The organism is Lottiidibacillus patelloidae, assembly GCF_002262935.1.
GTDB lineage: Bacteria > Bacillota > Bacilli > Bacillales > SA5d-4 > Lottiidibacillus > Lottiidibacillus patelloidae.
On sequence record NZ_NPIA01000001.1, the window covers coordinates 448,263 to 472,036 of the forward strand.

Genomic DNA, 23,774 nt, shown 5'->3' on the forward strand with positions numbered 1-23,774 from the left:
ATTGCGGCTTTTAATAAATAGATTGGTAGGTAGATAAGCGATGAAACGTTTTCTCATTCCTTTTATTATTATGAGTTTTATTTTAACTGCATGTCAGGAACAGTTACCTGTAAAAGGTGAAGTTAATCATTTTACTTTAACTAATGCGAATGGTGATACATATTCAAGTGACAATGGCAAAACAAAGTTATTAACGTTTTTCTATACTAATTGCCCTGACATTTGCCCTTTAACGTTGTTTGAGCTGAATAAAGTACAAAAAACACTTCTTGAAGAAGGGTACTTTCCCGGAGATGTAGAGATTATTGCGATTACATTGGATCCGAGTATAGATACAGTAGAAGTTTTAAATGAGTATAAAGAAAATTATGACCCGAATGAAGAAGGATGGAAGTTCTTGACGGGAAGTGATGAACAAATTAAAGCTATCACTGATGATTTAAAGTTCTTTTACATGGTATCTGACAGTGGTTTAGTAAGTCATGCAACGACGATGTACTTATTAGATGAAAATAACCAAATTAGAGCCTTTCATAAAATGTCGTCTGTTGACGATAGTACAATTAACCATGAACAAATCATTTCTGACATAGAAGTGCTCGTTGACTAAACTCCTTAATAAGGAGTTTTTTCTTTTTTCAACAGGATAAGAGAGAGGGACGGAGAATTATAGAAGTAAGTAGATAGTTTACATATATTAATCGTAGGGGTGGAACTGATGAGACAATCGTGGGATAGGTACTTTTTAGATTTAGCTGAAGATGTTTCTACTCGTGCTACATGTAATCGCCTCCATGTTGGCTGTGTACTCGTTCGTGAGAAGCGTATTATTGCTACAGGATATAATGGTGCTATAAGTGGGCAAGACCATTGTGACGAAGCTGGCCACTTAATTGTAGATGGACATTGTAAACGTACAATTCATGCCGAGGTAAATGCTTTACTGCAATGTGCAAAGTATGGTATCGCAACAGATGGAGCAACTGCTTATATTACACACTATCCATGCCAAGATTGTATGAAAATGCTTAATCAAGCAGGAATAAAACGAGTTGTATATCTACATCACTATAAAAATGAACTTTCTCCATTATTTACAGAAGGAATGGAAGTCATTCATTATGATGCTAATATGGTAATCTCAGAATAAAAAGCACCTTGATAGGTGCTTTTTGATTTGCCTCCTTTATCGAAAAAGTTCGAGAAGATCCTTAAGAAGTTCACTATGAGGTACCATCAAGTATAAAAACTGGTACAATAGCAACTATTTTAGCAGAGTAAATCGGATATGGTTTCGCTCTGTTTTTTGTTGATTTAAAACATTATTACTGCTTTATGATTATCCAAGGGTAAAAATCTTAACTTAGTTTGTACCCTAAATAATTAGTAAGACAATTTAGAATATATGTTAAAATTAGATAAAGGAATATATTTACTATTGAACTAACGGGTACGGATAGTGCAATAAGCGTTGGTTGCAGTTGTCATATATGTTTATGGCTTAAATGTTAAGATTCAAAAGGTATTATTTAATTAATAGCAGCTTGTTGTTTTAATTAAAGACAAATCTTTTTTACGGAGGTGTTCACATGGCGAGCAATAGTCAAAATTAATTTTTAAAAAAACTAACCCTAATAATAATTACAGTATTCACTTTTATTAAAAATGTAATTGTAAAAGATGAAGATTTTACAGAAAGAAATATACATGAAGTTCCTGCTCAAAATACATTAACTAAAATGTTAAAAGCTGCAATTGTTGCATCTTCTTTCTCTGGTGGTAAAACGTATACTATTTCATATTCAGATTGGAATAAAAGATATATTCTTGTAGCCAAACATTCAAGTTCAAAAAAGGGAATTGCAATTAGACAAATAAAATCTTACCTATTTGGAAACCAGAATGTCTTCTATAAATTAAATTCAGCTTACCAAAACGATACAACTGAAATTAATAATCAAACCTATATATATTGCCTAGTAGAACTTGAAAAAAGTTTTATAGAAAAACAAAATACTGAATTTATAGAGGAATAATAATTACAGAATTATTTGATGGGATATTAAAACCAAAGTGTGTTCTGCTTTAAAAAAGAAAAACACCATTATTTATTGAAATGATATTCATACGTTATTGAGCTACGAAGGCAGAATAGTAAAAAAGACTATTAAATAGTTATTATGGGGAGTTTTTTTAGTGGAAGAAAATATACTTTATGCTGAGAATACACTTAGGAAAATGTTTATAGGGAGTCAATTGGATGGGATTAAATTTGGCTTAGGTCCTGAAACAACATTTGTTTACTTTGAACATTATAACATTAATCACTACCCTGACAAACTATGGATTAACATTGAAACAATATGGTCCATATATCCCTCAATTACAGATATTATTCATAAATTTAAACATGAAAAGAGTCAACAAAATGAGATTGATGAGATTGCGAAGATAAATTCACTATTATCTGTTAGAAGAGAAAAAGTAACAGATATTAAATTAGGAGATATTACTCCTCACCTTTTTATTACTTTTGAATCTGGAAAGGTACTATTTGTTAACGGATACCATGAAAATTATGAATGTTGGCAGGCGGGGGATGGACCAGATTTTACAGGTGATGATTTCCTGATTGTAGCAGCTCCGCAAAATTCAATTTCAACATGGGCTCCAGAAAGTTTATAAGAAACAGAAAATTTTTATTAGGTCTGGTTGGAGGTCTAAATTTTTTTGAACTAACGAGATCAGGGGAATGAAAAATAATATGGCAAATAGAGAAGGTGATCAAAATAGGCTACTTTATATTATCTTTAATAGTCTTATCAATTGTACTTATTATCACCTATTTAAGAGCAAAAACAGGCAGTAATGAAATGATTTTTCCTTCGCCTAAAGGTAATAATTCAATAGGATATGAGCAGAGACTTGATCATGAAAGAAAAATTAAAAAACTTGAAAGTGAATTATCTCAATCAAATATAAGTGACTATTTAATTAGAACATATGACAGTAATGAGAATAAGTTGGAAGGTAATGAATTAATAATTTTAGGTAGCATATACCATACATACTACTATGAAATAAAACTAACTTTTATAAATGTTAGTTACATAAGCTGTCCGACATTTTTTTCTTCAAACAATATTCGCCTCGCGACAAAGTCAGAAATAGTACAGCTAAAGGTGGCATTAGAACCAGAGGAAATAGTTCTAGTTTTTGAAGATTGGTCAAAGGACTTCTACTTTGTTGTTTGTGAGGACTTTAAATATGAAATGGGATTAAAATACTATGATGAAAATGATAATCCTAAAGGATAAATAATTAAATATCTTTCTACAACTAACGATTGCAGAATAGTTGGATAAAGCAGTTTGCTTCATATCCACTTATCGGCAGGATTGATGAAGTTCATTTTGTTTGCTAGCATGAAGTGATTTATAGAAAAAAGTTATTGGAGGACGAAGAAACACATGTTTCGTATAATTGTTGCAGCGATGTTTTTTATTGTATTGAGCCAAACTGGCGTTGTTACAACAGTGTTAGCTAATTGTGAAGGATGTCCTGGTGAAACACTGATGGATGTTAAAATCCGAAACATCCTAGATTATTTTTACTTGTTTGGTATTATAGCTATTTCAATTTTTTTATTTCTCTATTTTTGGATAAAACGTTCTAAAAAGTAATATTGCTTTATTTTTTAATTATTCAACTAACGACGTCAGGTATGTAAAAAACATTAAGCTAATTAGTATTGTAGGGAGAATATATTCATATGAAAAATAAAGTTCAAAAAAAGGTTACCTTAACACTTGAATATTTTAAAAATAAAGTAAGTAAAGACAAAACAGTCTTTAGTGGTGGAGTAGTAGAGCCCGAAATAAGTGGCTTAATGATTGATGTAAGAGAAGGGATGCACTTTGATTTAGAATCTGAACAATTAGTTAGAAATGGTAAACATGAATTACATATATATGGTGGTCGTAAAGATATGATGGAATTCGGTAAATACTTAATAGCACTAGCTAACTATGAAACAGAAGATCCAAATTACCATGATCACTTTGATAATATTAAAAATTTTGATGGTGAAGATAGTGTCGACATTGTAATATACCAACCTAAAAGATAACAGTCACTATTAAGCTAATGAATGCAGAAGTGTTTATTAAGCAAGTCATTATAAAGGCAGGTGTTGGTGGTATTATGCTGAAAAAATTTCAATTAAGCTGTGTGCTAGTTTTAAGTACCTATATTTTGCTAGCTCTCTTATCATTTGTAGCTAATGGAAAGTTTGATATTGAATTTTTAGGTAAATGGGGACTCCTCTCTGGTTTCTTATTGTTGATTGGAACTTTACCATTTTTTAAAACCACATATTTTGGTGGTAGAGGATTAATGGGCTCGCAAACTCCTGAAATTCCACCTGATGAACACTTAAATAATAATATTCATCAATTAAATGAAAAAATCATTGAAAAAGATAAAAGATACCAAGATGTACTGACGTTAGCAGGAATAGTTATAATTGTATTGTCACTTATAATGTTATAAATCAGATTAATAGCATTAGCAGCATAATACGTATTGAATCTTTATTGAGCTAACGAGTTCAGAATACTTTGAAATGGATGCATTTAATACTTCCACAATCGTCAATTTATAAGCAACAAATTGACGTTAAATATTTTTGTTTTTGTATGCAAACTAAACTTTTAAATCATTAAATCAAACATTTCTAACGGGGGGAAGCAAATGTGAAAATATACTTTTATAGCGTCATCGTCATTCTAAGTATTGGTGGTCTTATTGGTATTTGGAGTGAAGCGCAAACCTCAGGTGGTTTTAATGGTGCAGCATATTTTTCCCTGACAGTACCATGCATAGTCCTTTTTATATCATTTATTACAACCAATACTAAATCAAATTATAAGAAGATAATTGGAACTAGTTGCATTAAGCTCTTCGTCACATCTGAAATCCTATTTGCATTAGGAAAGGTGCATTATAGTGGTTGGGAACGTTATAAAGTCGTTATGACACTTAAAGGAACTCTAATAGATCATAGTATTTTTTTAATTATCCTTTTTATAATATTCCTAACAATAAGTCTGCCATATGTTTATTTTAAAAAGAAATTGGCTAAATAGAAACCTTTTAATTTTTGTTTAAAAAGGTGCTTTCCTTTAAGAAGGTGAAGCACCCTCATTTATTGAATTAGTAATTAGGCGTTAAAGAGCTAACGAAGCAGGAAAGTGAATGAAAAAGGTTTTCAAGATTGTTTAAAGAACTAAGAACTAATATTTAACAAACTTAGGTAATGCAGGGGTGAAACATGCATAATAAAATCCAAATAATAGTAACATATGTATTTGTTATTATATTTTTAGGACTTGCAATAAAAGGAATAAAGTTGGAAGCCACGGGTTACAGTTGGAATGGGACAATGTATGTCGCCATTGTAACTCCCTCTTTTACGTTAGTTGGCGGACTACTTTTTTGGTTGTATTATAATAGGAATAAAGTGCTTTTGATAACTTGGATTGCCCTAACGGTTATAAATATAGTGCTAATTGAATTAGGGATAATTCATTACGGGGGTCCTTACGGCGATTATGAAACGTTTGCTTTTTATTGGGGTATAACAAGTTTGCTTTTCTTCATAATAACTGGAATCATATCATTAATCTTAAAATTTTTAAGCATAATAAAGGTATAAAACAAATTTTTAAGAAGAATTAAGGTATATTATATTTGTTGAATAGATTCTCTTTAAAGATAAGAAAAGTAGGTGAGCATAGTGGGTAAATATCAATTGGATACCAAAAGTCAGGTAGCTGTGACAAAGTTTCATGAAAAAAAGACGTCTAGTAAATTTGATAAAAAGCAGCAACTTGAAAAAATACGTACGGAGTATTTGAAAAAGAAGCAAAAACAAACAGATAATTAATATGTAAAAAATATATGAGGATATAGAATGAGGATCCTTACCTGTATAAATAAAAATGTAATCTTATTCCACTAACGAAAATCAGGATAGTTCAACGGTAATTGTCGCAAGTTTCTACTTATAAAAGTTTAAAGCAGTGAGATTTCATATGTGAAATCCACTGCTTTTATAATGAGTTTTATATATGCTATTTACTAGGATACTCCAAAAGTGAACGGTTTAGATGATTCTCAAGCTTTTACAGTTTAAACTTAAATTTTATTAAACCCGCTTCTCTTGCAGAATTAAAGAAGATTACAATAAATGGACCGATAAAGAATCCAATCATGCCAAATAGCTTTAAGCCTATATACATCGCAATAAGTGTTGCTAAAGGAGATAAGCCAATATGTTGTCCCATTACTTTAGGTTCAATTGTACGTCTAATTACAAGTAAAATAGCACCTAAAATTAATAATTTAGTTCCTAAGACAACATCGCCAGCAATATAGTGGTATAACGACCATGGACCGAGTATTGCAATCGAACCAATAATTGGTATTAAGTCTACTATCCAAATAATTAACGACATTATTAGAGCATACTTTGGAGTGATAAATAATAACCCGATAAGTGCAACAATGAAAATAATAATACTTACAAAGAATTGTGCTTTTAAAAACCCAAACATGACAGATGATAATCTAGTACTCATAAAGCTAACTTTATCCGCAGTTTTCTTGGTTAAATGTGCATAAAATCGTTCTTTAATTTTAGGTAGTTCGATTAAAAATAAAAATAAGGCAATTAAATAAACGAGAAAACTGACCAAATAGTTTGGTAAAAGAGCTCCGATTTCAGTAACTTCAGTTATCCAATTTACGTTTTCCAACTTCTCTTGAATCCCAGCAAAATAATTGTTTACATTTTTATTAATTTCAGCGACAAGTTCCTTTGGTAAATCTTGTGAAGCATTATTCATTTTCTCTTCAAATTTTAGCCATAAATTATTAATGTCTTCAATGTATTTTGGAGAATTTTTAACGACATTTATGCCTTCAGTAACAATTTTCGTAACTAATAAGTAACCACTTAAACCGATTAAACAAAGAAATAATGTAAAAACAATTAATATCGACATTCTTCTTTTAATCTTATAGCGTTCAAACATTTTGACGGCTGGTTCAAGCATCATTGCTGTGACGAGGGCTATGATAATTGGCAAAGAAACAGGTAAAATCCAATAACCAATTAAAACAACAGTAATTATTAAGAACAAAAAAAGTATTTTTTGTTTAGTGAAAAAATTTGCCAAAATAGCGCTCCTCTCTGCATCAAAACTATAAGTAATTACTATTATTATAGTATGTAAGTCGTATTCTGAACAGTATTCAAGAATAATTTTTTAACGACTTTGGAAACAATGGGCGACATCCCCATATTATGGTAAGATAATGGTGTTGATTGGAGGAGAAATAGATGATAAAAAGTACATTACAATATGGTGAATTACGAATCGCCGAAGAAGTAATTGGTATGATTGCGATGATTGCTGTTTCAGAAGTAAAAGGGGTCGCTGATACTGTAGCTGGAATCAAAGACGAATTAGTTCGTGCTATAAATAAGCGCAGTATGCCAAGGGGAATTATTGTAACAAACGATGAAGATAACGGTGTAATTATTGATTTAAAGATAGCTGTTTATTATGACCAAAAATTAAGCGAAGTTTGCAAAAATTTACAAGCACACATTAAGGAACAAGTAGAAATGATGACAGGAATTACTGTGAAAGAAATAAATATCATGGTTGAGCAAGTTAATTTCTCAACACAAAATAATTAAACCCCCGATATGATCGGGGGTTTTCATTATTTTAAGCTTGGAGCGCTTCTGAAAGTGCTTGAAGCTTTCTTTTACTATTTTCTAAAATGTTTTTAGGAAATTCTTCATCAGCATATTCAACACCATGAGGGTAATAATACTTCCCTAAAAGTGGAGTTAGTAACTTGACTTGTGCATATTTATGCGGGATTTCTCCCTCAACTGCAATACCTTGGACACGTAAGTAATATACATCTCCTGTAACCATATCTTCAAATTTATAGTCATAAGTTACTCGCTCATAATCCCACTGACCTGCTAAAACGAATCCTAACTCGTTAGCTAAGTGATCTAACACTGAAAATTGAACGGTTTTACCTGAAAGGGCTACTTCTTCAAATTTCATTATGTACTCCTCCTTTTACACATGTTTACTTAATTAATAATAGTATGAAAGCACTCAATATGCAATCTGTTTTATAGGACGAACTTACGAATTAGAAAATTTGTCAAATTTTATGAGAGTTTTTTCATAAATAGGACAACCTAAGTGAAAAAGGAGGGTGTTATTTATGATAAAGAAAATTGCAATATTTTTTGCATTCATTTTTTGTTGTTTCATTACAGGTCTTACGACTATAGATGAGGCACAAGCTCAGCAATCGACTACATATACGGTTCAACCAGGTGATTCCATGTGGAAAATTGCTGTAAGGTATCAGGTAGGGTTAAGTGAAATTATTGCTGCAAATCCACATATTAAAAACCCAGCATTAATTTACCCTAATCAAAAGCTTACGATACCACTAATTAATGATATTAAAAGTATTGAAAGTCAAGTGATCGCTTTAACAAACCAAGAGCGTGCTAAAAATGGATTACCAGCATTAAAGGCTGATTGGGAACTTTCAAGAGTTGCCAGATATAAATCTGTAGATATGAGAGATAAGCGATACTTTTCACATACTTCTCCAACTTATGGGTCACCTTTTACTATGATGAAAAATTTCGGAATAACTTATCGAACTGCGGCAGAAAATATTGCACAAGGGCAAACTACAGCTCAAGCTGTTGTTACTGCATGGATGAATAGCCCTGGTCATCGAGCTAATATCCTAAATAAGTCAATGACACATATTGGTGTAGGCTATGCTAAAGGTGGTTCAGGAGGTCATTACTGGACACAAATGTTTATCGGAAAATAAATTCGGGAGTGGTGAAAGTTATGGGAACTTTGCAAGAGATTATGACAAAAAACGTAGAATATTGTACACCGTTAGATAATGTGTATGAAGTAGCATTAAAAATGAAACAGTTAAACGTCGGTGCAATTCCAATATGTGAAGACGAGCATTTACTAGGGATGATTACCGATCGAGATATCGTCGTTCGGGCAATGGCGGAAAAGAAACCAGGTTCAACGAAAGTCACTGATATTATGAGTAATGAATTAATTACTGGATCTCCTGATATGACTACTGAGGAAGCTTCTAAGATTATGGCAGAAAAGCAAATCAGACGTCTACCAGTCGTTGAAAACTCAAAATTATGTGGAATTGTATCTTTAGGTGATTTAGCTGTACGGAATGAAACAGATGAACAAGCTGGATACGCATTAAGTGAAATTTCAGAGCAAGACCACATGCAACAATAACGATTTTTACTCTGGAGCTTGGCATTTGCCAAGCTCTTTCTCTTTTTAAACAACTTACTTCATATTAATGTTTAAAAAGAGATATAATGGAAAAAGGGTATTTTCCAGGAAATGAGGTTGAAGATAGTGAAAGGTTTTTTCTTATTTGTATTAACAGCTGCAATGATCGTGTTTTTTTTCTTTTCAAAAGAGAGCCTTCAATTAGTTGAATCACTTCTTGAAGGGAAATCTTCCATCATATTGCAAAGCGAACTATCGCAAAGTAATTATGAAATTACAGAAGTTAAAGCAGAAGGAATACATAAATATGTAGGCATGGAAAGCATAGACGCATTAGAAGAGTTAGGTGAACCAGATAGAATTGATCCATCTGCGTATGGATATGAGTGGTGGATTTATAATGGAGAGCAAAAGTATCTTCAATTAGCGATGAAAGAAGGGCTAGTCGTTTCAGCTTTTGGTTTTGGTGACAAGGTGAATGCTGAACCTTTTATTATCGGTGATACTAGGGAGAATCTTGAAACGAAAATGACATTTACAAATGAAGTGTCTTTTACATACGAAGGGAATTCATACTTATTTTCATTAACTTCAGAAGATTTACAAATGAGACCAATAGTAGCGATTGAAAATGGATGGGCTCAGTTATATTTCGATACGTTTACAAATAAATTATCTAGCGTCAGATACTTAAACTCAGAAGCTTTGTTGCTTCACCGACCTTATACAATTAAATACCGTGGCACATTAATTGAAAATAATGCAGTCTCTCGTGAGCAATGGCGAGAAATAGAACGAGCAAACGAACAACAAGTATTAAGTATCACAAATATTATTCGTTCTACGTTTAATGTTAATTCCTTAGCATGGCACGAGGAAGTAGCTAACGTTGCCTTTAAACATAGTAAAGATATGAGTGAGAACAATTATTTTGCACATGAGTCTCCAACGAGAGGAAACCTAGGAGATCGACTAAAAGAAGGAGACGTATCATTTTCATTTGCTGGTGAAAACATAGCAAGTAATTATGTTGATGCGTTAGCAGCAGTAGAAGGTTGGCTTAATAGCGAAGGGCATCGAAAAGCATTGCTCAGCGATAAATATACACATTTAGGCGTTGGCGTTTTTGAAAAATATTACACGCAAAATTTTATTAAGGAGTAATAACATTGATTACATATCCAATATTAAAAAAGGAAGCAAACATAGGGGTAACTGCTCCTTCGTCAGGAGTTCCTACTGAATTGCACGAATTGATTACACAAGCTAGTCAGCGCATGACAGAAAAAGGATTTCATGTTACTTGTGGGGAAACAATATGGACGCAAAGTAAGGCGAAATCAGCGTCTGCCAAAAAGCGCGCAAATGAATTTAATCATATGATGCAAGATGCAAGTATTGATCTAGTTATTCCTCCATGGGGAGGAGAGCTACTTATTGAGATGCTTGAGCATGTGGAGTTCGATAAACTTAAAGAGAAGTGGATCCTTGGTTATTCAGATACGAGTATGCTTCTATTAGCAATTACTTTAAATACAGGAATGGCAACTGCTCATGGGACGAATTTAGTTGATTTAAGAGGAGAGTATTCTGACGAGACTACAGCAATGTGGAAATCAGTGCTTGCTACAAAAGCTGGAGAATCAATTTTACAACAATCTTCAGAACTTTATCAAAAGCAATGGGAGCATAATAATCCGTCTCCTTGTGTCTTTCATTTAACTGAAAAAACTAGTTGGAAAACAATTGCAAACGAAGAGGTCAGTATGGAAGGACGCCTTCTTGGAGGCTGTATCGATATAGTTAGACATTTAATAGGTACTCCTTTTGGAGATGTAGAAACGTTTAGCAAAAAATATATAAATGAGGAACCGATCATTTGGTATTTTGAAAACTGTGAGTTGAGTACGACAGATTTACGAAGAACATTAGTGCACATGAAGTTAGCGGGTTGGTTTAACAATTGCTCAGGGATTTTGTTTGGGCGAAGTGCTGCTAATATGCCTGTTCACGATTACACAGTTAATGATGTATATGAGGATTTAGCAAGTGATTTGCAAATTCCAATTGTATATGACATTGATTGTGGTCATGTACCTCCGCAATTAACATTTATTAATGGTGCTTACGCTGAGGTGAAAGTGAGTGAAGGAAAGGGAACAGTGCTACAACATTTTAGTTAATAGATTTTAAACTTCATATTTTTAGAGAAGCTGGGACAAAAATATTGTAGTAGAAAAATACGAACTCATTCAGAAAGAAATCAATCTGGATGAATTCGTATTTTTATTTATTCATAAAACAATAGGAAATGCTCGTCAAAATACTTCGCCTTCCACTGTGCTGGCCCTAGCTTTCAATTCAATTTTATTTGCAAGGAAAACTCCATCTTTCCATATCCCGTTACAAATAACCGGTCGCCCTTTTTCTAAAGAAGGAGAGGTAAAGTTGTCTACGTATGGCTTCTTCATTTTAACTTTAACTACCGAGTCTGAAGTTTTTACTTTTAACTCGCAGCTCCAAACATATTTTCCATGGTAAAACTGTTCTAATTCAGTAAAAATAGTTGAGATAGTTCCTTCAAGTTGAACGTCTTCTGAAACAGTACCTACATTCAGCCAACTTTCTAGTTTCTTTTTTATTTCTCTCCGTGATAAATAGTAGAAATATAAAATTATAATCGGTATGACAATAGCAGTGACGATGTTACTCACCACCTAATTTCTTTTTATCGATGATAAAGAAACTCCCTGTTGCATGAAGGATTAGTTCGTCTTTATCATTAAACACTCGTGCTTCACAAACGTGAATTTTTTTACCTTTATGGATGGATGACGCGACACAAGTTAATGATTTACCAAGTCCAGGTTTTAAGTAATTAAGTTTTAGCTCAGCTGTTACAGTACCTTTAGTTGGATCAAGGTTATTAATTACGAGAGAACCCATCGTCGTATCGACTAATGTAGCAGTAATACCACCATGGACAGTATTAATAAAGTTTTTGACTAATCGGGTGATAGGGATGGTGCAATGACATGACCCGTCGTCTTGCATTTCAGGTTTCATTTTAAGAGTATTAGCTAATAATGTTTTACTTTTATCAACATTATATTTTTCCAACGCATCAAGCATTGTTTCCATTACTTCTAATTCTTCTTCGCTTACTGAATATAGTAAATTTTCAAATCTTGTTACCATTTCTTTAGCCAATTTTTATTCACCTTTTCTAGTTTGAATATACTCTATTGTAACAGTTAGATAACAATTTAAAAATAAAAATGGGCGCACCAATTGCCTACCATTTACTTAAAATATAATAGGCAATTAACATGAGGTGATGAAGTTGGAAAATAATTTGTTTGCAGATAAAGCGTCAGTAAATGAGTTTAAAGCATTTGTTAGAAAACACCCAAAGCTTATTTCTGTGGTTCGTAATAAAGAAAAAACTTGGAAAGAAGCTTATGAAGAGTGGTATTTATTAGGGGAAGACCATGAAACGTGGGAACAATATAAAGGAAGTATTAGTACTAGTAAAAGCGATGGGAAAAAGGATGACAATCAAGCAGAAATGCTCAAACATTTACTTGGTGTTTTGAAAAATATGGACATTAACCAACTGCAAAATAATATTTCACAAGTAAGTGGAGCAATTTCGAGTATTCAAGAAATAATCGGTTCATTCCAAAAACCAAATCATCCACAACATCCTCCTCACCAACAGCACTTTAATGAACAACCTTTTTCATTTAGAAAAGATTAAGAGGAGATTTTGCTTTGAATAAACAAGTACAAAATTATATATACTCAAATTCAGAGTTAAACTATTTCATTCGTATGAACCCTATTTGGTACAGACGTTTAGCAAGAGAGCCTGAAGAAATACAAAATTTTGAAGCGGCTGCAAAACAATTTTATGGAAAAACGATACCGCAACGAGTAAATAAGGTGAATGAAAAAATTCAATCACTAGGAATGATGTTTGAACTGTTAAAAGCTCTTGGTCAAAATCAAAATGATTAGACCAAAAGCTTTTTTCTTTGCAAAAAAACTGGTTTGAGAAGATTAGGAGGCATGATATTTTTCATTTCGGGAATAGTAAATAAAAGGGAGGTATCGCCAATGAAATTTTTAATGTTGATAATGATGAATGTATTACTGTTAGTAGGTTGTTCGTTACATAATAATGATAAAGTTGATGAAATTATTGAGAAGATTTCCGTGGTTCCAATTGATGTGAATGAACCAGATACGGTGGAAGCGGTCGCAAAAAATGAAAAGAGATCCTTATCTATTAAACATGAAGTAAAAGGTCATGATGTTTATATTGAATGCTATGTTCCCAATTTTCATTTTTCAAAAGAAAATGTCGGTAAAAGAAACAAAGATGGTGAAGGCCATATCCATTTATATTTAAATGGCGAAAAAATCACAAAGATTTATAAAGCAGCTTTTATTGTGAAAGGTTTACCTTCAGGAAAACATAAACTTAAGATAGAAATTGCCCATAACAATCATACACCTTATGATAAACTTTACGAAGAACTGGAAGTGAAAATTCCATAACATGTAGCATTCGTTTTTTTTGCTCTTTCATGATAAACTATCATGTAGGAGGTGATGGTCGGTGCTCGCGACACAAACGAGTGTTGATATTCTCGATCAGGCAGATATCCTTGCGAACTTAATACTTCAATCGGAAGTATTTGATGATTATAAAACGTCTAAATGTAAAGTGAAAAACAATTTAGACTTGCAAAAGCTTATCCGTGACTTCAATAAGATGAAAGAAAAGTATGAGGAAGTACAACGTTTCGGTAAATATCATCCAAATTATACGGAAGTTTCACAACAAACACGTGAAATGAAGCGTACAGTTGATTTACACGAAGATGTTATTGCTTTTAAAAAGGCTGAAAAATCATTAGAAGCGCTATTAAATGAGGTAAGTCGTGTAATAGCGGATGCCGTTTCACCTTTAATAAAAGTTCCTACCGGAAATCCTTTCTTTGATTCAATGTCATGTAGTGGTGGTTGTGCTACTGGTGGCGGTTGTGGATGTGGCTAAAATAAAATAAAAATGACCAACTCACATTAGGAGTTGGTCATTTTTATTAGTATGACATCTAATCCGATAATTCTTTGTTTAAATTTCAAATGTTTACTTTCATGTCACACAATGCACGCTGCTTTACATAAGTAATAAGTTTTGCAGATTCAGTTTTCACACGTTGCCTACCTAATTCACTTGAAGACCAATTATCCTTGCGCGTGTTATTATCTTCAGCAGGGCATAAAGAATAAGTAATCCATTCAGGCATATAAGTCTTTAGTGTGAGGTGTAATCTTTTCATATGGTAAGAAGTCGTAACCACTAAAATTCTTCTAATTTTATATAAGTGAAATTCTCTGTCTAGTACTAAGAGGGAGGCTAAAACATTTTCTAATGTATGTAATGATCTGTCCTCTATTAAAATGTCAGTTTCAGCAACTCCCAATGAAATTGCTTCTTTTTTCAAAGCCTCGGCTTCTGAGAGATCACTGCCATTCCACTTTACTCCACCAGAAAACAACATTTTATTGGCTCTTCCTTGTTTATATAGCTCTACTGCTTTTGGTAAGCGATATTGAATGGCCTTACTGCTACCTACAACTAATATACAATCTCCGTTTTCATTATCATCTTCAATATCAGAGAATAATAGTTTTGTCATTTGTGTATCTGTAAGTTTGTTTGCATCTAAATTGGATATATACATTTGGCACCTCTTTTTGATCTGAAATACTTAGCCTGTTCGTAAGTCGCTGAACGTTCGCCTCGCTTTTCTTGGTGATCCAGCTTCAGTTCCCAACGCCTAGTAACCTATAAACTTCTCCACTTCAATAAGTCTTCATCAACTCGCATTTGCTCGTTGTGACTCCTTTATTTCGAGTCGAAGTGTGATAAGGTTATACGGCGCTAACCGGGAACTTCAGCTTTTCTTGATGATCCAGCTGCGGCTCACAGCGACTAGTAATCTTCACACTTTTTATTTACGATAAGTCAACATCGGTCAGTGAAGTGGTGTCTAGAAAAGGCTCCTATCAACTTGAGAACTTCATACTACTCACTTACGATAAGTCAACATCAAAACGCTCCGCTTTTTGTGTTTCCTTTATCTCATTCGTAGTATTCCAGTTCCATCGTTGATGAACAGTCGCCTTTCCTTTTCGATATTTCCTTTATCTCAAACAAAGTGCTCCAGCTTATACGTCGCTGAACGTTCGCCTCGCTTTTCTTGGTGATCCAGCTTCAGTTCCCAACGCCTAGTAACCTATACACTTCTCCACTTCAATAAGTCTTCATCAACTCGCATTTGCTCGTTGTGATTCCTTTATTTCGAGTCGAAGTGTGATAAGGTTATACGGCGCTAACCGGGAACTTCAGCTTTTCTTATTTAAATCTTATACAGTTTTCACAGAGGTTTCCACAGCAGAACATTTTTTCTTGGGGAACTAGAAACCTTGCACGAAAGACGAACATTTTATCTTCTTGTCGAACAAATTCTATTTCAAAATTTAAACGTTTTCCTTTCATGCATTTCATGGCATGATTTATCAGTACTTGTTCCAACATTTCAAGATCTGTTTCTTCCTTGACGTTGATATAAAGAAAAGGAATACCTGCCACTACTTTTTTTTCAGCACGAAGAATTATGTCTTCACTCAAAACAATTTCTATATAATTTTTCCAAATACTGTTTAAGTTCATATTCTCTATCCTCTCAAGAAAAAAATTGCGAGCGGAATTAACTTCATGCTAGACTATAGAAAAGAATGAATAAAAGGAGTACGTCATGATAGGGGATCGAATCGGAATTATTGTATGGCTACATTCTTTAAAACAAGTTAAGCAGCTAAGACGATTTGGAAACATTCATTACGTTTCCAAAAAAATGAAATATGTTGTTTTATATTGTGATTTAGCTAACGTTGACCAAGTTAAAGCGAAAATTGAGTCCATCTATTCTGTAAAAAAGGTCCAAAAATCATTGAAGCCTTTTATTAATACAGAATTTCAAAACGCTAAGCCTGATAAGGCAAAAGAATACGATTACAAAATGGGATTGTAAAGAAGCCTTCAATAAATTGAAGGCTTTTTTATTTTGGTGAAATTATTTATTTATTCTATGTCAAATGATTGCTTACGCTACTGCATTGGTGGAATATAGCGGTTCATTCGTAAAATACCTATTAAATGTTGGTAGTATAAATGTGTTTCACCAAACATTGTTGAAGGTTTAACTTCTAATGTAATTACTTGTTTTTCCAGGCTTTTAGCTAGATCAACAAACATTTCGTAACGTTTATTTGGTTTTTCTGCAGGATTTGGAATACCTTCTCTGCATATGTATAAAGGTTGAAAATTCCCTGGATTAGTTGGTGTTAAAACGATTGCTAATGATGCCACCATTTTTTCGTCTTTTACTGTATGAAAAGCAATAAAGTGGGATAAACGATGTTTGTTAGCTTTTGCTAATTCAAGCAATTCATATATATCAGAATATCCTTCACCTAATTCAATAAATCGTTGGATCATTTTTCTCTCTCCTTTCCAATTCAATATTTACTTTAGCACGGAAGTAAAGAAAAGAGAACATTTGTGTAAAAAAATCCCCACAGGATTTCCTGTGGGGTGCCTCTATACGTATACTTTCGTACATGTAAGATGGCAATGGGAGAGGAGAAACCGGAGGAAGAACTTATGGGGAAACGTAAGTCTTCTCCACGGTTGGCAACAACATCACTACGATGTTGTTACTATAAGTATGACCACAATAAAATACTCTATACATTTCGAAATTATTCTTTGTTTAGACTTTTTTCGATTTTATGGTAGGATTTATTTGAAGAAATAAATACGAGTGGTGTTGAATATGAGAGTAATTTCTGGTGAATGTAAAGGAAGACCGTTAAAAGCTGTGCCTGGCACGTCAACTAGACCAACAACTGATAAAGTAAAAGAATCAATTTTTAATATGATTGGTCCTTTCTTTAATGGTGGAATTGGATTAGATTTGTTCGGTGGTAGTGGTGGGCTTGGTATCGAATCATTAAGTCGAGGTTTCGAAAAGTTTATCTTTGTTGATCGTGAAGCGAAAGCGATTTCAACAATTAAAGAAAACGTGAAAAAGTGTCATTACGAAGATAAAGTGGAAATATACCGAAATGATGCAGTACGAGCATTAAAAGCATTACATAAAAGAGAACTTACATTTGATATGATTTTTTTAGATCCGCCGTACGCAGCCAAATCAATTCCGAAAGTAATGGAGCTGATTGATGAATATAAGCTACTTCAAAGCAATGGAAAAATTATTTGTGAACATGATGCTTCGGAAAAGCTACCAGATACGATTGCAAGCTTTGCGAAAAGTAAGGTTGAGATCTACGGGAAACAAATAGCAGTAACGATTTATACATATGTCGATATTGAAGATTCGAATGAATAGAAGGGGAGTACGCTCTATGCCAAAATTAGCAATTTGTCCAGGAAGTTTTGATCCGGTTACTTTTGGACATTTGGATATTATTTCTCGAGGTGCAAAGGTTTTTGATAAAGTAATTGTCGCAGTATTTAACAATGCGAGTAAAAATCCACTTTTTACAACGGATGAACGAGTGCAACTTTTAAAGGAAGTAACGAAAGATTTACCTAATGTAGAGATAGATAGTTGTGATGGGTTATTAATTGATTATGCTAGTAAAAAAGGAGCAGATGCAATTATTCGAGGTTTGCGCGCTGTTTCAGATTTCGAATTTGAAATGAAAATTGCTTCAATTAATCGCAAATTAAACGAAGATATTGATACGTTTTTCGTTATGACAAATCATCAATATTCATTCTTGAGTTCGAGTATTGTTAAAGAAGTTGCTCAATACCATGCGCCAGTTAATGATTTAGTTCCTGAAATTGTTGAAAAGGCGTTGAAAGAAAAATTCTCCACAAACTGACTTAAAATCAATTATCCGCCAAACCGCACATGTGGTTTGGTTTTTTTATTTAAGATACATAGTCGAATGCATTTGTAAAAAAATGTTATAATATTCTAAAATATAAACAATTCATTATTGTGAATGGAAGAGAGAGGGATTTAATGAGGAAAACTTTAATGGTGAGTTCATTTATTATTTTCTTAGCAATGAGCATTGGCGGTCTTTTTTATTATGTAAGTCATGATGGAGAGTTTACGAAGTGGGGGCATACAACTTTTGGGAAAAGCATAACTAATGATGGGAAAGCCTACTATGTCGATTACCATTTTACATGGGATGGAATAGGTAATCCAACCTTAGAAAAAGTGGAATTCATAAAGAATGATGGAATAGTAATAACGGAAAATGACGTTCAATTTCGAATAAAAACATTTGTAGCTAACAACATGCGCGGGGCTTTTCCGGAAGAACAAGCTATTAAGGAAGGAATTGTTGATGAATTAATTCCTGTAAATGGTTATCAAGTAAAAGATGAATTTTATTTAGTTTTAATAGTTAAATTAGTTGATCCTGAGATGGATAATGATATTAAAACTGTAAGAATAACTTATAGTAAGTTCGGAATAACACAATTTCAAAACATACCATTTGATGATGGAATTATTACGGACGAATAGTCTTTTATTGGTAGGTACTAAAAAATATTTAAAAACAGCTGCAATAATAGAATTATAATTTCAATTAAAGGCAAGGAAAGTTTCTCCCTGCCTTTGAATGAAATTTACTTTTATCAAATAGAATCACTTATTATATTGCCCTCTGAAGGGCTTTTTTTAATTAGTTCGCTCGTTTTTCATTCTACCCATATGCATTGTTATAAATAAACATAGTCCGAATAACGTAAAGAGTGGACCGATTGAAGTAAGATGCTCCCATAACTGCCAAGCTGTAGACTCAGCTTGGTTGTTTTCGTAAAATGGCGCGAAAACTGGCAAGTCTTTACCTAATCTATTTTGATATATTGGTTCATAGAGTACGTACGCTAAGAATGCAGCAATTAGCCCGTGAAAAATTCGTGCCACAAAAAATGGTTTGAAGCGAATATCAGTTTCAGCTAGGATACTAGCAACTTGTGCTTGTACGGAAAAACCGCTAAACCCTAATATGAAACTAGTTATAATTACTTTATGTAACAACGAAACATTTTCTGTGGCACTAGTAAGCTTACTGCCTAGCGTTATTTCAAATAACCCTGATAATAGGGGAACACTTAAGAAATCTGGGAGATAGAATACAGCTAATAGTATAGAAATACCTGTTGCTAAAATAGAAGTTAAATTGATGAGAGATAAAATACTATTTAGTACAGAAAATAATATAATAAAGCCACCGATCATTAGTAGCGTAGAAATGGAAGAGTATACTGCATCTCCTAACAGCTTACCAAATGGCCTTTTATCCTCTAATCTCGTTACATGCATCGATTTAAAAGCTTCAATGAGGATTGGTTTCTTTTTCTCATTTTGTTTTTTCTTTTCTTCTTTTTTACCGTGAAATCGCATTAAAAGACCAACGCAAATATTCCCTAAATAATGTGATAATGCCAGTAAAATGCCAAGTTGCGCATTTGCAAAAAAACCGACTGAAATAGCACTGAAAATAAAAAGAGGGTTTGAAGAGTTTGTGAAAGAAACTAATCTTTCAGCCTCAATTGCCGTCAATTCTTCCTCTTGCCGTAGTCTTGCTGTAAATTTTGCTCCGGCCGGAAACCCCGATGCCAGTCCCATTGCCCAAACGAATCCACCACTTCCAGGAACACGGAATAGTGGCCTCATAATAGGTTCTAATAAAACGCCTATAAAACGAACGACCCCAAAGCCGATAAGTAGCTCAGATACGATAAAAAACGGGAGTAATGATGGAAAGACGACTTCCCACCACATTTGCAAACCTCTTAAGGATGCTTCAAAGGATGCTTTAGGAAAAAGAATCAATGAAAAGGCAATGAATGTCGTTGATAATGATAGGGTTATTGTTTTAATAGTAGAAGCATTCAAAATTAAGTCCCCCTGAAAAACATGTCCTAAAACTAAATATACGCGTATACATAGTCAATTTAGACCATATGAATGAAATACAAATATACAGAGAGTAAATGGGGGATAAAAAGTGGCTAACCCTAAAATAGGAATTGCACTTGGTTCAGGTGGTGCTAGAGGTTTTGCACATGTTGGTGTGATAAAATCATTAATAGAAGAAGGAATACCAATTGACCTCATTGCTGGTAGTAGCATGGGATCATTGGTTGCCGCCTTTTATGGTTCTGGATATGATATGAATACAATGGTAAAATTATCTACATCATTTAGAAGAAAATATTACTTAGATTTTACCCTTCCTAAGATGGGGTTTATTTCTGGTAGAAAAGTAAAGGAATTAGTGAGGTTCTTCACGAAAGGTAAAACAATTGAAGAATTATCTATACCTGTTGGAATTGTTGCCACCGATTTATTAAAAGGGGAAAAAGTAGTTTTCACAAAAGGAAATTTAAGCGATGCGGTAAGAGCTAGTATTTCTATACCTGGAATATTCGTTCCAGAGCAAATCGATGGTAGATTATATATCGATGGTGGAGTCGTAGATCGGGTGCCTGTCACCGTAGCAAAAGAAATGGGTGCAGATATTGTCATCGCAGTTGATGTTTCCCCATTTATTGCAGAACCAAAAATTAGTTCAATTCAAGATGTTATCATTCAAAGCATCGATATTATGCAACGAGAACTAGTGAGACATATGGCGATGGATGCCAACGTTATGATTCGACCGAAGACTGAGAAATTTAGTTCTCGTGCGTTTGAAAACATTCAAGAAATTATTGAGTGTGGTGAAAGGGAAACAAAAAAATGTATACCAAAAATAAAAGAAGAAATTGAGAAGTGGAAGGAGCAAGAAGGTTGTTCTTAAAAAACTCATTGCGGAAATTTTCTATCCTATCGTTCTTGTTAATTGTACTAGCTGTCACATTTATTGAATTACCTTATTATGTTACACAGCCAGGAGACGCTCAAAATTTAACTCCATTGGTTGCCGTTGAGGGTGGACATGGCTCTGAAGGTGCATTTATGTTGACGACAGTGCTAGTTGGCAAGGCAAATGTGGTTAATTATCTATGGGCAAAAGTTAGTGACTATCGAGATTTATATTCTATTGAGGAAATTCGCCGTGATGATGAAAGTGATGAAGAATATCATACTAGACAATTACATTACATGGAAAACTCGAAAGAAACAGCGATTATTGTTGCCTATACTAAAGCTAATAAAACGATTGAAATAAAAGATAAAGGTTTGGTAGTCCTTTCAATTATTGAAGGAATGCCATCGGAAAAAGCCCTCCAAGTTGGCGACCGAATTGTCGCTGCGGACAAACATACAATTTTTAATCATGAAGATTTAGAAGTTGCGATTGAAGGGAAAAAGAAAGGCGATATAATTCAATTTGAAATAATCCGAGCAAACGAATCGTTGACAGTTACCTTGCCTTTAGCTCCTTTTCCAAAGAAATATCAAGTAGGTACAGAGGAAAAAGTAGGTATTGGTATATCGCATAAGGTAGAACGTGAATTAATAACAGATCCGAAAATTGAAGTTGATTCTGAAGATATCGGTGGCCCATCTGCTGGACTTATGTTTACGTTAGCTATTTACAACCAACTAGTTGAAACTGATCTAACACATGGTTTGAAAATTGCCGGAACTGGTACAATCTCTGAAAGTGGGAAAGTTGGCCCGATTGGTGGAATTAAACAGAAAGTAGTTGCTGCGGATCATGCTGGTGCAGCCATATTTTTCGCCCCAAATGAAGGTGGGGATGAAGACTCAAATTATAAAAATGCTTTAAAAGCGGCAGAGGATATTGGAACAACGATGAAAATTGTACCTGTCGATACTTTTGAAGATGCATTGAACTATTTAATGAACCTTAAGTAAAAGAGAAAGAACTTTGCCATTTTTGTGCAAAGTTCTTTTTTAATGACAATATACGATCTTGGCAGTTTATTATAAGTGACTGATGCGCACAGGGGTTGTACGGTATTCTTGATTAATTAAGCTTGTTCTTATCTCTTGAGGATATCCAAGTGCATATGCTCTAGTGGCACGGATGTCCATTTTTAACATTGGATCATCATGTTTTGCATTTAAGTTTGTAATGATTGGTTTTTCAACTTTTTTCTTTACTTCTTTTAAATAAGCTTGTCCTCGATCTGTCATCCCTAATATTCTTATATAATTGACTTCCATTTTCTCTAAATAAGGTGCCATTTCTTCTTTCGTTGTATTCGTTAAGATATGGGTTAAAAAGCGCTGTAAACGAGTCCAAGTATATCTTTTCGTTTTAATGGCTTCCATGAATTCAGTGAAATTTGAAGCATCTTTTATTTTGTCTATCACACGATATTCTAAACCTTCTTCGGCCTCATATATGGTTCGAAGTTCAGCAGGGTCTGTCACTGATAGTTTATATTGTAAATAAGGGAAATATATATCCCAATGATGATAAGTCTGATATGATTCATAATAGCTGATTAGTGCATCATATGTAGTTTCTGGGACTAATGATTTAATTTTATTAAGTTCGCCATTATTGCCAAGTAATATTTTTCTAATTCCAGTAGCACTTGCGATTGTATTATCGAATGGCTTTTCATCGTGATAGCCTGCGCCCGTTCTTTTTAACGTATGTGGCTGGATAGAACTTTTTTGTTCGTGAATTGCTTTAACATAATGGTAACCTAAAATATTATTTGGCATTGATAAGTCAACAGTATATTTTGCACTGTCTAGGGAATTATAGGCTAGAGATGAAGCTTTTGGAAAACTATACCCTTTAGCAATTTCTTTTTTTAATTGTTCGTCAAAAACTTGTTTATTTTCTGTCATGTATTGTACAGTGTTCTTGAATGCATCAATTGAACCGTGTTCACTACCAAAACAGATGTCTGAAACGAATAACGTATCTAAAGCAGAAATTGCACCATTAGAAAAAACTTCGGCTTTCCCTGTAGCAAAGGCATATGGCAATTCAATAACTAAGTCAACGCCAGCTTGTAATGCCATTTTTGCACGAGTCCATTTAGAAACTAATGCAGGCTCGCCACGTTGTAAGAAGTTTCCGCTCATTACAGCGATGTAAACATCTGCATTTGTTTGTTCTTTTGTACCTTGAAGGTGAAAGTAATGCCCATTATGAAACGGATTGTATTCTACGATAACACCAGCAGCTTTCATAGATTTCTTCCCTTCGAATGTATTGTTAGAATTAGATTAGTACCCTTATTATAGTGTAAAGAAAAAACATTGACAAATAGTGAAACGATAGCTATAATTAGCTTTGTTGTCT

The 23,774-nt window shown here is 33.5% G+C and carries 35 protein-coding genes; 26 read left to right on the plus strand and 9 right to left on the minus strand.

Going from position 1 to position 23,774, the window contains the following annotated elements; genetic code table 11:
* Window positions 1–40 precede the first annotated feature (40 nt).
* The 11 genes from CIB95_RS02510 (at window position 41) to CIB95_RS16310 (ending at window position 5,947) form a co-directional block, all read left to right on the plus strand.
* On the plus strand, window positions 41–610 hold the full coding sequence (locus CIB95_RS02510) for an SCO family protein (RefSeq protein ID WP_094921385.1): 570 nt from the start codon (window positions 41–43) through the stop codon (window positions 608–610).
* Window positions 611–718: 108 nt separating this feature from the next.
* The gene (locus CIB95_RS02515; RefSeq protein WP_094921386.1) at window positions 719–1,150 is read left to right on the plus strand and encodes a deoxycytidylate deaminase; all 432 of its coding nucleotides are present in this window, start codon (window positions 719–721) and stop codon (window positions 1,148–1,150) included.
* A gap of 589 nt (window positions 1,151–1,739) precedes the next feature.
* Entirely contained in the window at window positions 1,740–2,036 is a 297-nt protein-coding gene (locus tag CIB95_RS16395) for a hypothetical protein (protein ID WP_094921388.1), read from the plus strand.
* A gap of 160 nt (window positions 2,037–2,196) precedes the next feature.
* Window positions 2,197–2,685, plus strand: a complete 489-nt coding sequence (locus CIB95_RS02525) for a hypothetical protein (protein ID WP_233143878.1) — start codon at window positions 2,197–2,199, stop codon at window positions 2,683–2,685.
* A gap of 95 nt (window positions 2,686–2,780) precedes the next feature.
* Entirely contained in the window at window positions 2,781–3,317 is a 537-nt protein-coding gene (locus tag CIB95_RS02530) for a hypothetical protein (protein WP_094921390.1), read from the plus strand.
* Between the two features lie 153 nt (window positions 3,318–3,470).
* Window positions 3,471–3,683 (plus strand): hypothetical protein, encoded by a 213-nt coding sequence (locus tag CIB95_RS02535; RefSeq protein ID WP_094921393.1) that lies wholly within the window; start codon window positions 3,471–3,473, stop codon window positions 3,681–3,683.
* A gap of 89 nt (window positions 3,684–3,772) precedes the next feature.
* Complete coding sequence (locus tag CIB95_RS02540; protein ID WP_094921395.1) at window positions 3,773–4,129, plus strand: Imm32 family immunity protein; 357 nt, start codon at window positions 3,773–3,775, stop codon at window positions 4,127–4,129.
* A gap of 29 nt (window positions 4,130–4,158) precedes the next feature.
* Window positions 4,159–4,551 carry a hypothetical protein gene (locus tag CIB95_RS02545; RefSeq protein ID WP_233143879.1) on the plus strand — a complete coding sequence of 131 codons (393 nt, stop codon included), beginning with the start codon at window positions 4,159–4,161 and terminating at the stop codon, window positions 4,549–4,551.
* A 203-nt stretch (window positions 4,552–4,754) separates the two neighbouring features.
* Window positions 4,755–5,147: a hypothetical protein gene (locus tag CIB95_RS02550; RefSeq protein WP_094921400.1), complete on the plus strand. Its 393-nt coding sequence runs from the start codon at window positions 4,755–4,757 to the stop codon at window positions 5,145–5,147.
* A 185-nt stretch (window positions 5,148–5,332) separates the two neighbouring features.
* Window positions 5,333–5,716 (plus strand): hypothetical protein, encoded by a 384-nt coding sequence (locus tag CIB95_RS02555; protein WP_094921403.1) that lies wholly within the window; start codon window positions 5,333–5,335, stop codon window positions 5,714–5,716.
* An 81-nt stretch (window positions 5,717–5,797) separates the two neighbouring features.
* On the plus strand, window positions 5,798–5,947 hold the full coding sequence (locus tag CIB95_RS16310) for a hypothetical protein (RefSeq protein WP_094921405.1): 150 nt from the start codon (window positions 5,798–5,800) through the stop codon (window positions 5,945–5,947).
* A gap of 238 nt (window positions 5,948–6,185) precedes the next feature.
* Here the strand turns inward: CIB95_RS16310 and ytvI are convergent, their stop codons facing one another.
* Complete coding sequence (gene ytvI, locus CIB95_RS02565) at window positions 6,186–7,241, minus strand: sporulation integral membrane protein YtvI (protein ID WP_094921408.1); 1,056 nt, start codon at window positions 7,239–7,241, stop codon at window positions 6,186–6,188.
* A 164-nt stretch (window positions 7,242–7,405) separates the two neighbouring features.
* Here ytvI and CIB95_RS02570 point away from each other — a divergent pair, with 164 nt between their 5' ends.
* Complete coding sequence (locus CIB95_RS02570; RefSeq protein ID WP_094921411.1) at window positions 7,406–7,768, plus strand: Asp23/Gls24 family envelope stress response protein; 363 nt, start codon at window positions 7,406–7,408, stop codon at window positions 7,766–7,768.
* Between the two features lie 31 nt (window positions 7,769–7,799).
* On the opposite strand, the gene CIB95_RS02575 is transcribed toward CIB95_RS02570, so the two are convergent.
* Window positions 7,800–8,153 carry a YugN family protein gene (locus CIB95_RS02575; protein ID WP_094921414.1) on the minus strand — a complete coding sequence of 118 codons (354 nt, stop codon included), beginning with the start codon at window positions 8,151–8,153 and terminating at the stop codon, window positions 7,800–7,802.
* A 169-nt stretch (window positions 8,154–8,322) separates the two neighbouring features.
* On the opposite strand from CIB95_RS02575, the gene safA reads away from it, so the two are divergent.
* From safA to CIB95_RS02595, 4 genes are all read left to right on the plus strand, one after another.
* On the plus strand, window positions 8,323–8,952 hold the full coding sequence (safA, locus tag CIB95_RS02580) for a SafA/ExsA family spore coat assembly protein (protein WP_408607180.1): 630 nt from the start codon (window positions 8,323–8,325) through the stop codon (window positions 8,950–8,952).
* 20 nt (window positions 8,953–8,972) lie between these two features.
* Window positions 8,973–9,401: a CBS domain-containing protein gene (locus tag CIB95_RS02585; protein WP_094921418.1), complete on the plus strand. Its 429-nt coding sequence runs from the start codon at window positions 8,973–8,975 to the stop codon at window positions 9,399–9,401.
* A 126-nt stretch (window positions 9,402–9,527) separates the two neighbouring features.
* Window positions 9,528–10,565 carry a CAP domain-containing protein gene (locus CIB95_RS02590; RefSeq protein ID WP_158217546.1) on the plus strand — a complete coding sequence of 346 codons (1,038 nt, stop codon included), beginning with the start codon at window positions 9,528–9,530 and terminating at the stop codon, window positions 10,563–10,565.
* Between the two features lie 5 nt (window positions 10,566–10,570).
* Window positions 10,571–11,584 (plus strand): S66 family peptidase, encoded by a 1,014-nt coding sequence (locus CIB95_RS02595; protein ID WP_094921420.1) that lies wholly within the window; start codon window positions 10,571–10,573, stop codon window positions 11,582–11,584.
* Between the two features lie 135 nt (window positions 11,585–11,719).
* Here CIB95_RS02595 and CIB95_RS02600 read toward each other — a convergent pair whose 3' ends face one another.
* Together CIB95_RS02600 and CIB95_RS02605 are read right to left on the minus strand one after the other, a co-directional pair.
* A complete protein-coding gene (locus CIB95_RS02600; protein ID WP_094921422.1) occupies window positions 11,720–12,115 on the minus strand; it encodes a hypothetical protein in 396 nt (131 codons plus the stop codon).
* Window positions 12,108–12,611 (minus strand): PaaI family thioesterase, encoded by a 504-nt coding sequence (locus tag CIB95_RS02605; protein ID WP_094921424.1) that lies wholly within the window; start codon window positions 12,609–12,611, stop codon window positions 12,108–12,110. Before CIB95_RS02605 ends, CIB95_RS02600 begins: the two co-directional genes overlap by 8 nt.
* A gap of 133 nt (window positions 12,612–12,744) precedes the next feature.
* Here CIB95_RS02605 and CIB95_RS02610 point away from each other — a divergent pair, with 133 nt between their 5' ends.
* The 4 genes from CIB95_RS02610 (at window position 12,745) to CIB95_RS02625 (ending at window position 14,466) form a co-directional block, all read left to right on the plus strand.
* A complete protein-coding gene (locus CIB95_RS02610; protein WP_233143880.1) occupies window positions 12,745–13,161 on the plus strand; it encodes a YlbD family protein in 417 nt (138 codons plus the stop codon).
* A gap of 14 nt (window positions 13,162–13,175) precedes the next feature.
* Complete coding sequence (locus tag CIB95_RS02615; RefSeq protein WP_094921429.1) at window positions 13,176–13,421, plus strand: YlbE-like family protein; 246 nt, start codon at window positions 13,176–13,178, stop codon at window positions 13,419–13,421.
* A 99-nt stretch (window positions 13,422–13,520) separates the two neighbouring features.
* A complete protein-coding gene (locus CIB95_RS02620; protein WP_094921432.1) occupies window positions 13,521–13,964 on the plus strand; it encodes a hypothetical protein in 444 nt (147 codons plus the stop codon).
* 61 nt (window positions 13,965–14,025) lie between these two features.
* A complete protein-coding gene (locus CIB95_RS02625) occupies window positions 14,026–14,466 on the plus strand; it encodes a YlbF family regulator (protein ID WP_094921434.1) in 441 nt (146 codons plus the stop codon).
* A gap of 85 nt (window positions 14,467–14,551) precedes the next feature.
* On the opposite strand, the gene CIB95_RS02630 is transcribed toward CIB95_RS02625, so the two are convergent.
* A complete protein-coding gene (locus tag CIB95_RS02630; protein ID WP_094921437.1) occupies window positions 14,552–15,157 on the minus strand; it encodes a YdcF family protein in 606 nt (201 codons plus the stop codon).
* A 674-nt stretch (window positions 15,158–15,831) separates the two neighbouring features.
* Window positions 15,832–16,149, minus strand: coding sequence for a hypothetical protein (locus CIB95_RS02635; RefSeq protein WP_094921440.1), 318 nt, complete (start codon window positions 16,147–16,149; stop codon window positions 15,832–15,834).
* A gap of 85 nt (window positions 16,150–16,234) precedes the next feature.
* Here CIB95_RS02635 and CIB95_RS02640 point away from each other — a divergent pair, with 85 nt between their 5' ends.
* Window positions 16,235–16,510: a YlbG family protein gene (locus CIB95_RS02640; RefSeq protein WP_094921442.1), complete on the plus strand. Its 276-nt coding sequence runs from the start codon at window positions 16,235–16,237 to the stop codon at window positions 16,508–16,510.
* Between the two features lie 77 nt (window positions 16,511–16,587).
* Here the strand turns inward: CIB95_RS02640 and CIB95_RS02645 are convergent, their stop codons facing one another.
* The gene (locus CIB95_RS02645) at window positions 16,588–16,977 is read right to left on the minus strand and encodes a DUF7147 family protein (protein WP_094921444.1); all 390 of its coding nucleotides are present in this window, start codon (window positions 16,975–16,977) and stop codon (window positions 16,588–16,590) included.
* A gap of 337 nt (window positions 16,978–17,314) precedes the next feature.
* Here CIB95_RS02645 and rsmD point away from each other — a divergent pair, with 337 nt between their 5' ends.
* From rsmD to CIB95_RS02660, 3 genes are all read left to right on the plus strand, one after another.
* Complete coding sequence (rsmD, locus tag CIB95_RS02650; protein WP_094921446.1) at window positions 17,315–17,890, plus strand: 16S rRNA (guanine(966)-N(2))-methyltransferase RsmD; 576 nt, start codon at window positions 17,315–17,317, stop codon at window positions 17,888–17,890.
* A 16-nt stretch (window positions 17,891–17,906) separates the two neighbouring features.
* The gene (gene coaD, locus CIB95_RS02655) at window positions 17,907–18,392 is read left to right on the plus strand and encodes a pantetheine-phosphate adenylyltransferase (RefSeq protein ID WP_094921448.1); all 486 of its coding nucleotides are present in this window, start codon (window positions 17,907–17,909) and stop codon (window positions 18,390–18,392) included.
* A 143-nt stretch (window positions 18,393–18,535) separates the two neighbouring features.
* Window positions 18,536–19,051 (plus strand): hypothetical protein, encoded by a 516-nt coding sequence (locus CIB95_RS02660; RefSeq protein ID WP_142296455.1) that lies wholly within the window; start codon window positions 18,536–18,538, stop codon window positions 19,049–19,051.
* Between the two features lie 156 nt (window positions 19,052–19,207).
* On the opposite strand, the gene ylbJ is transcribed toward CIB95_RS02660, so the two are convergent.
* Complete coding sequence (gene ylbJ / locus CIB95_RS02665) at window positions 19,208–20,431, minus strand: sporulation integral membrane protein YlbJ (RefSeq protein ID WP_094921454.1); 1,224 nt, start codon at window positions 20,429–20,431, stop codon at window positions 19,208–19,210.
* 112 nt (window positions 20,432–20,543) lie between these two features.
* Between ylbJ and CIB95_RS02670 the strand changes: the two genes are divergently transcribed.
* Window positions 20,544–21,338: a patatin-like phospholipase family protein gene (locus tag CIB95_RS02670; RefSeq protein WP_094921457.1), complete on the plus strand. Its 795-nt coding sequence runs from the start codon at window positions 20,544–20,546 to the stop codon at window positions 21,336–21,338.
* A complete protein-coding gene (locus CIB95_RS02675; protein WP_233143881.1) occupies window positions 21,329–22,363 on the plus strand; it encodes a SepM family pheromone-processing serine protease in 1,035 nt (344 codons plus the stop codon). The genes CIB95_RS02670 and CIB95_RS02675 overlap by 10 nt, the downstream gene beginning before the upstream one ends.
* Before the next feature lie 69 nt (window positions 22,364–22,432).
* Here the strand turns inward: CIB95_RS02675 and CIB95_RS02680 are convergent, their stop codons facing one another.
* Window positions 22,433–23,662, minus strand: a complete 1,230-nt coding sequence (locus CIB95_RS02680) for a nucleotidyltransferase (protein ID WP_094921460.1) — start codon at window positions 23,660–23,662, stop codon at window positions 22,433–22,435.
* Window positions 23,663–23,774: the final 112 nt, after the last annotated feature.

What these genes read in the sequence shown, in the direction of transcription:
- CIB95_RS02570 (WP_094921411.1), top strand. Translation starts at nt 7,406, where the DNA reads ATGATAAAAAGTACATTACAATATGGTGAATTACGAATCGCCGAAGAA.
- CIB95_RS02575 (WP_094921414.1), bottom strand. Translation starts at nt 8,153, where the DNA reads ATGAAATTTGAAGAAGTAGCCCTTTCAGGTAAAACCGTTCAATTTTCA.
- CIB95_RS02680 (WP_094921460.1), bottom strand. Translation starts at nt 23,662, where the DNA reads ATGAAAGCTGCTGGTGTTATCGTAGAATACAATCCGTTTCATAATGGG.
- coaD (WP_094921448.1), top strand. Translation starts at nt 17,907, where the DNA reads ATGCCAAAATTAGCAATTTGTCCAGGAAGTTTTGATCCGGTTACTTTT.
- CIB95_RS02515 (WP_094921386.1), top strand. Translation starts at nt 719, where the DNA reads ATGAGACAATCGTGGGATAGGTACTTTTTAGATTTAGCTGAAGATGTT.
- CIB95_RS16395 (WP_094921388.1), top strand. Translation starts at nt 1,740, where the DNA reads ATGTTAAAAGCTGCAATTGTTGCATCTTCTTTCTCTGGTGGTAAAACG.
- CIB95_RS02620 (WP_094921432.1), top strand. Translation starts at nt 13,521, where the DNA reads ATGAAATTTTTAATGTTGATAATGATGAATGTATTACTGTTAGTAGGT.
- CIB95_RS02510 (WP_094921385.1), top strand. Translation starts at nt 41, where the DNA reads ATGAAACGTTTTCTCATTCCTTTTATTATTATGAGTTTTATTTTAACT.
- CIB95_RS02585 (WP_094921418.1), top strand. Translation starts at nt 8,973, where the DNA reads ATGGGAACTTTGCAAGAGATTATGACAAAAAACGTAGAATATTGTACA.
- CIB95_RS02540 (WP_094921395.1), top strand. Translation starts at nt 3,773, where the DNA reads ATGAAAAATAAAGTTCAAAAAAAGGTTACCTTAACACTTGAATATTTT.
- CIB95_RS02535 (WP_094921393.1), top strand. Translation starts at nt 3,471, where the DNA reads ATGTTTCGTATAATTGTTGCAGCGATGTTTTTTATTGTATTGAGCCAA.
- CIB95_RS02645 (WP_094921444.1), bottom strand. Translation starts at nt 16,977, where the DNA reads ATGATCCAACGATTTATTGAATTAGGTGAAGGATATTCTGATATATAT.
- CIB95_RS02555 (WP_094921403.1), top strand. Translation starts at nt 5,333, where the DNA reads ATGCATAATAAAATCCAAATAATAGTAACATATGTATTTGTTATTATA.
- CIB95_RS02660 (WP_142296455.1), top strand. Translation starts at nt 18,536, where the DNA reads ATGAGGAAAACTTTAATGGTGAGTTCATTTATTATTTTCTTAGCAATG.
- CIB95_RS02630 (WP_094921437.1), bottom strand. Translation starts at nt 15,157, where the DNA reads ATGTATATATCCAATTTAGATGCAAACAAACTTACAGATACACAAATG.
- CIB95_RS02635 (WP_094921440.1), bottom strand. Translation starts at nt 16,149, where the DNA reads ATGAACTTAAACAGTATTTGGAAAAATTATATAGAAATTGTTTTGAGT.
- CIB95_RS02640 (WP_094921442.1), top strand. Translation starts at nt 16,235, where the DNA reads ATGATAGGGGATCGAATCGGAATTATTGTATGGCTACATTCTTTAAAA.
- rsmD (WP_094921446.1), top strand. Translation starts at nt 17,315, where the DNA reads ATGAGAGTAATTTCTGGTGAATGTAAAGGAAGACCGTTAAAAGCTGTG.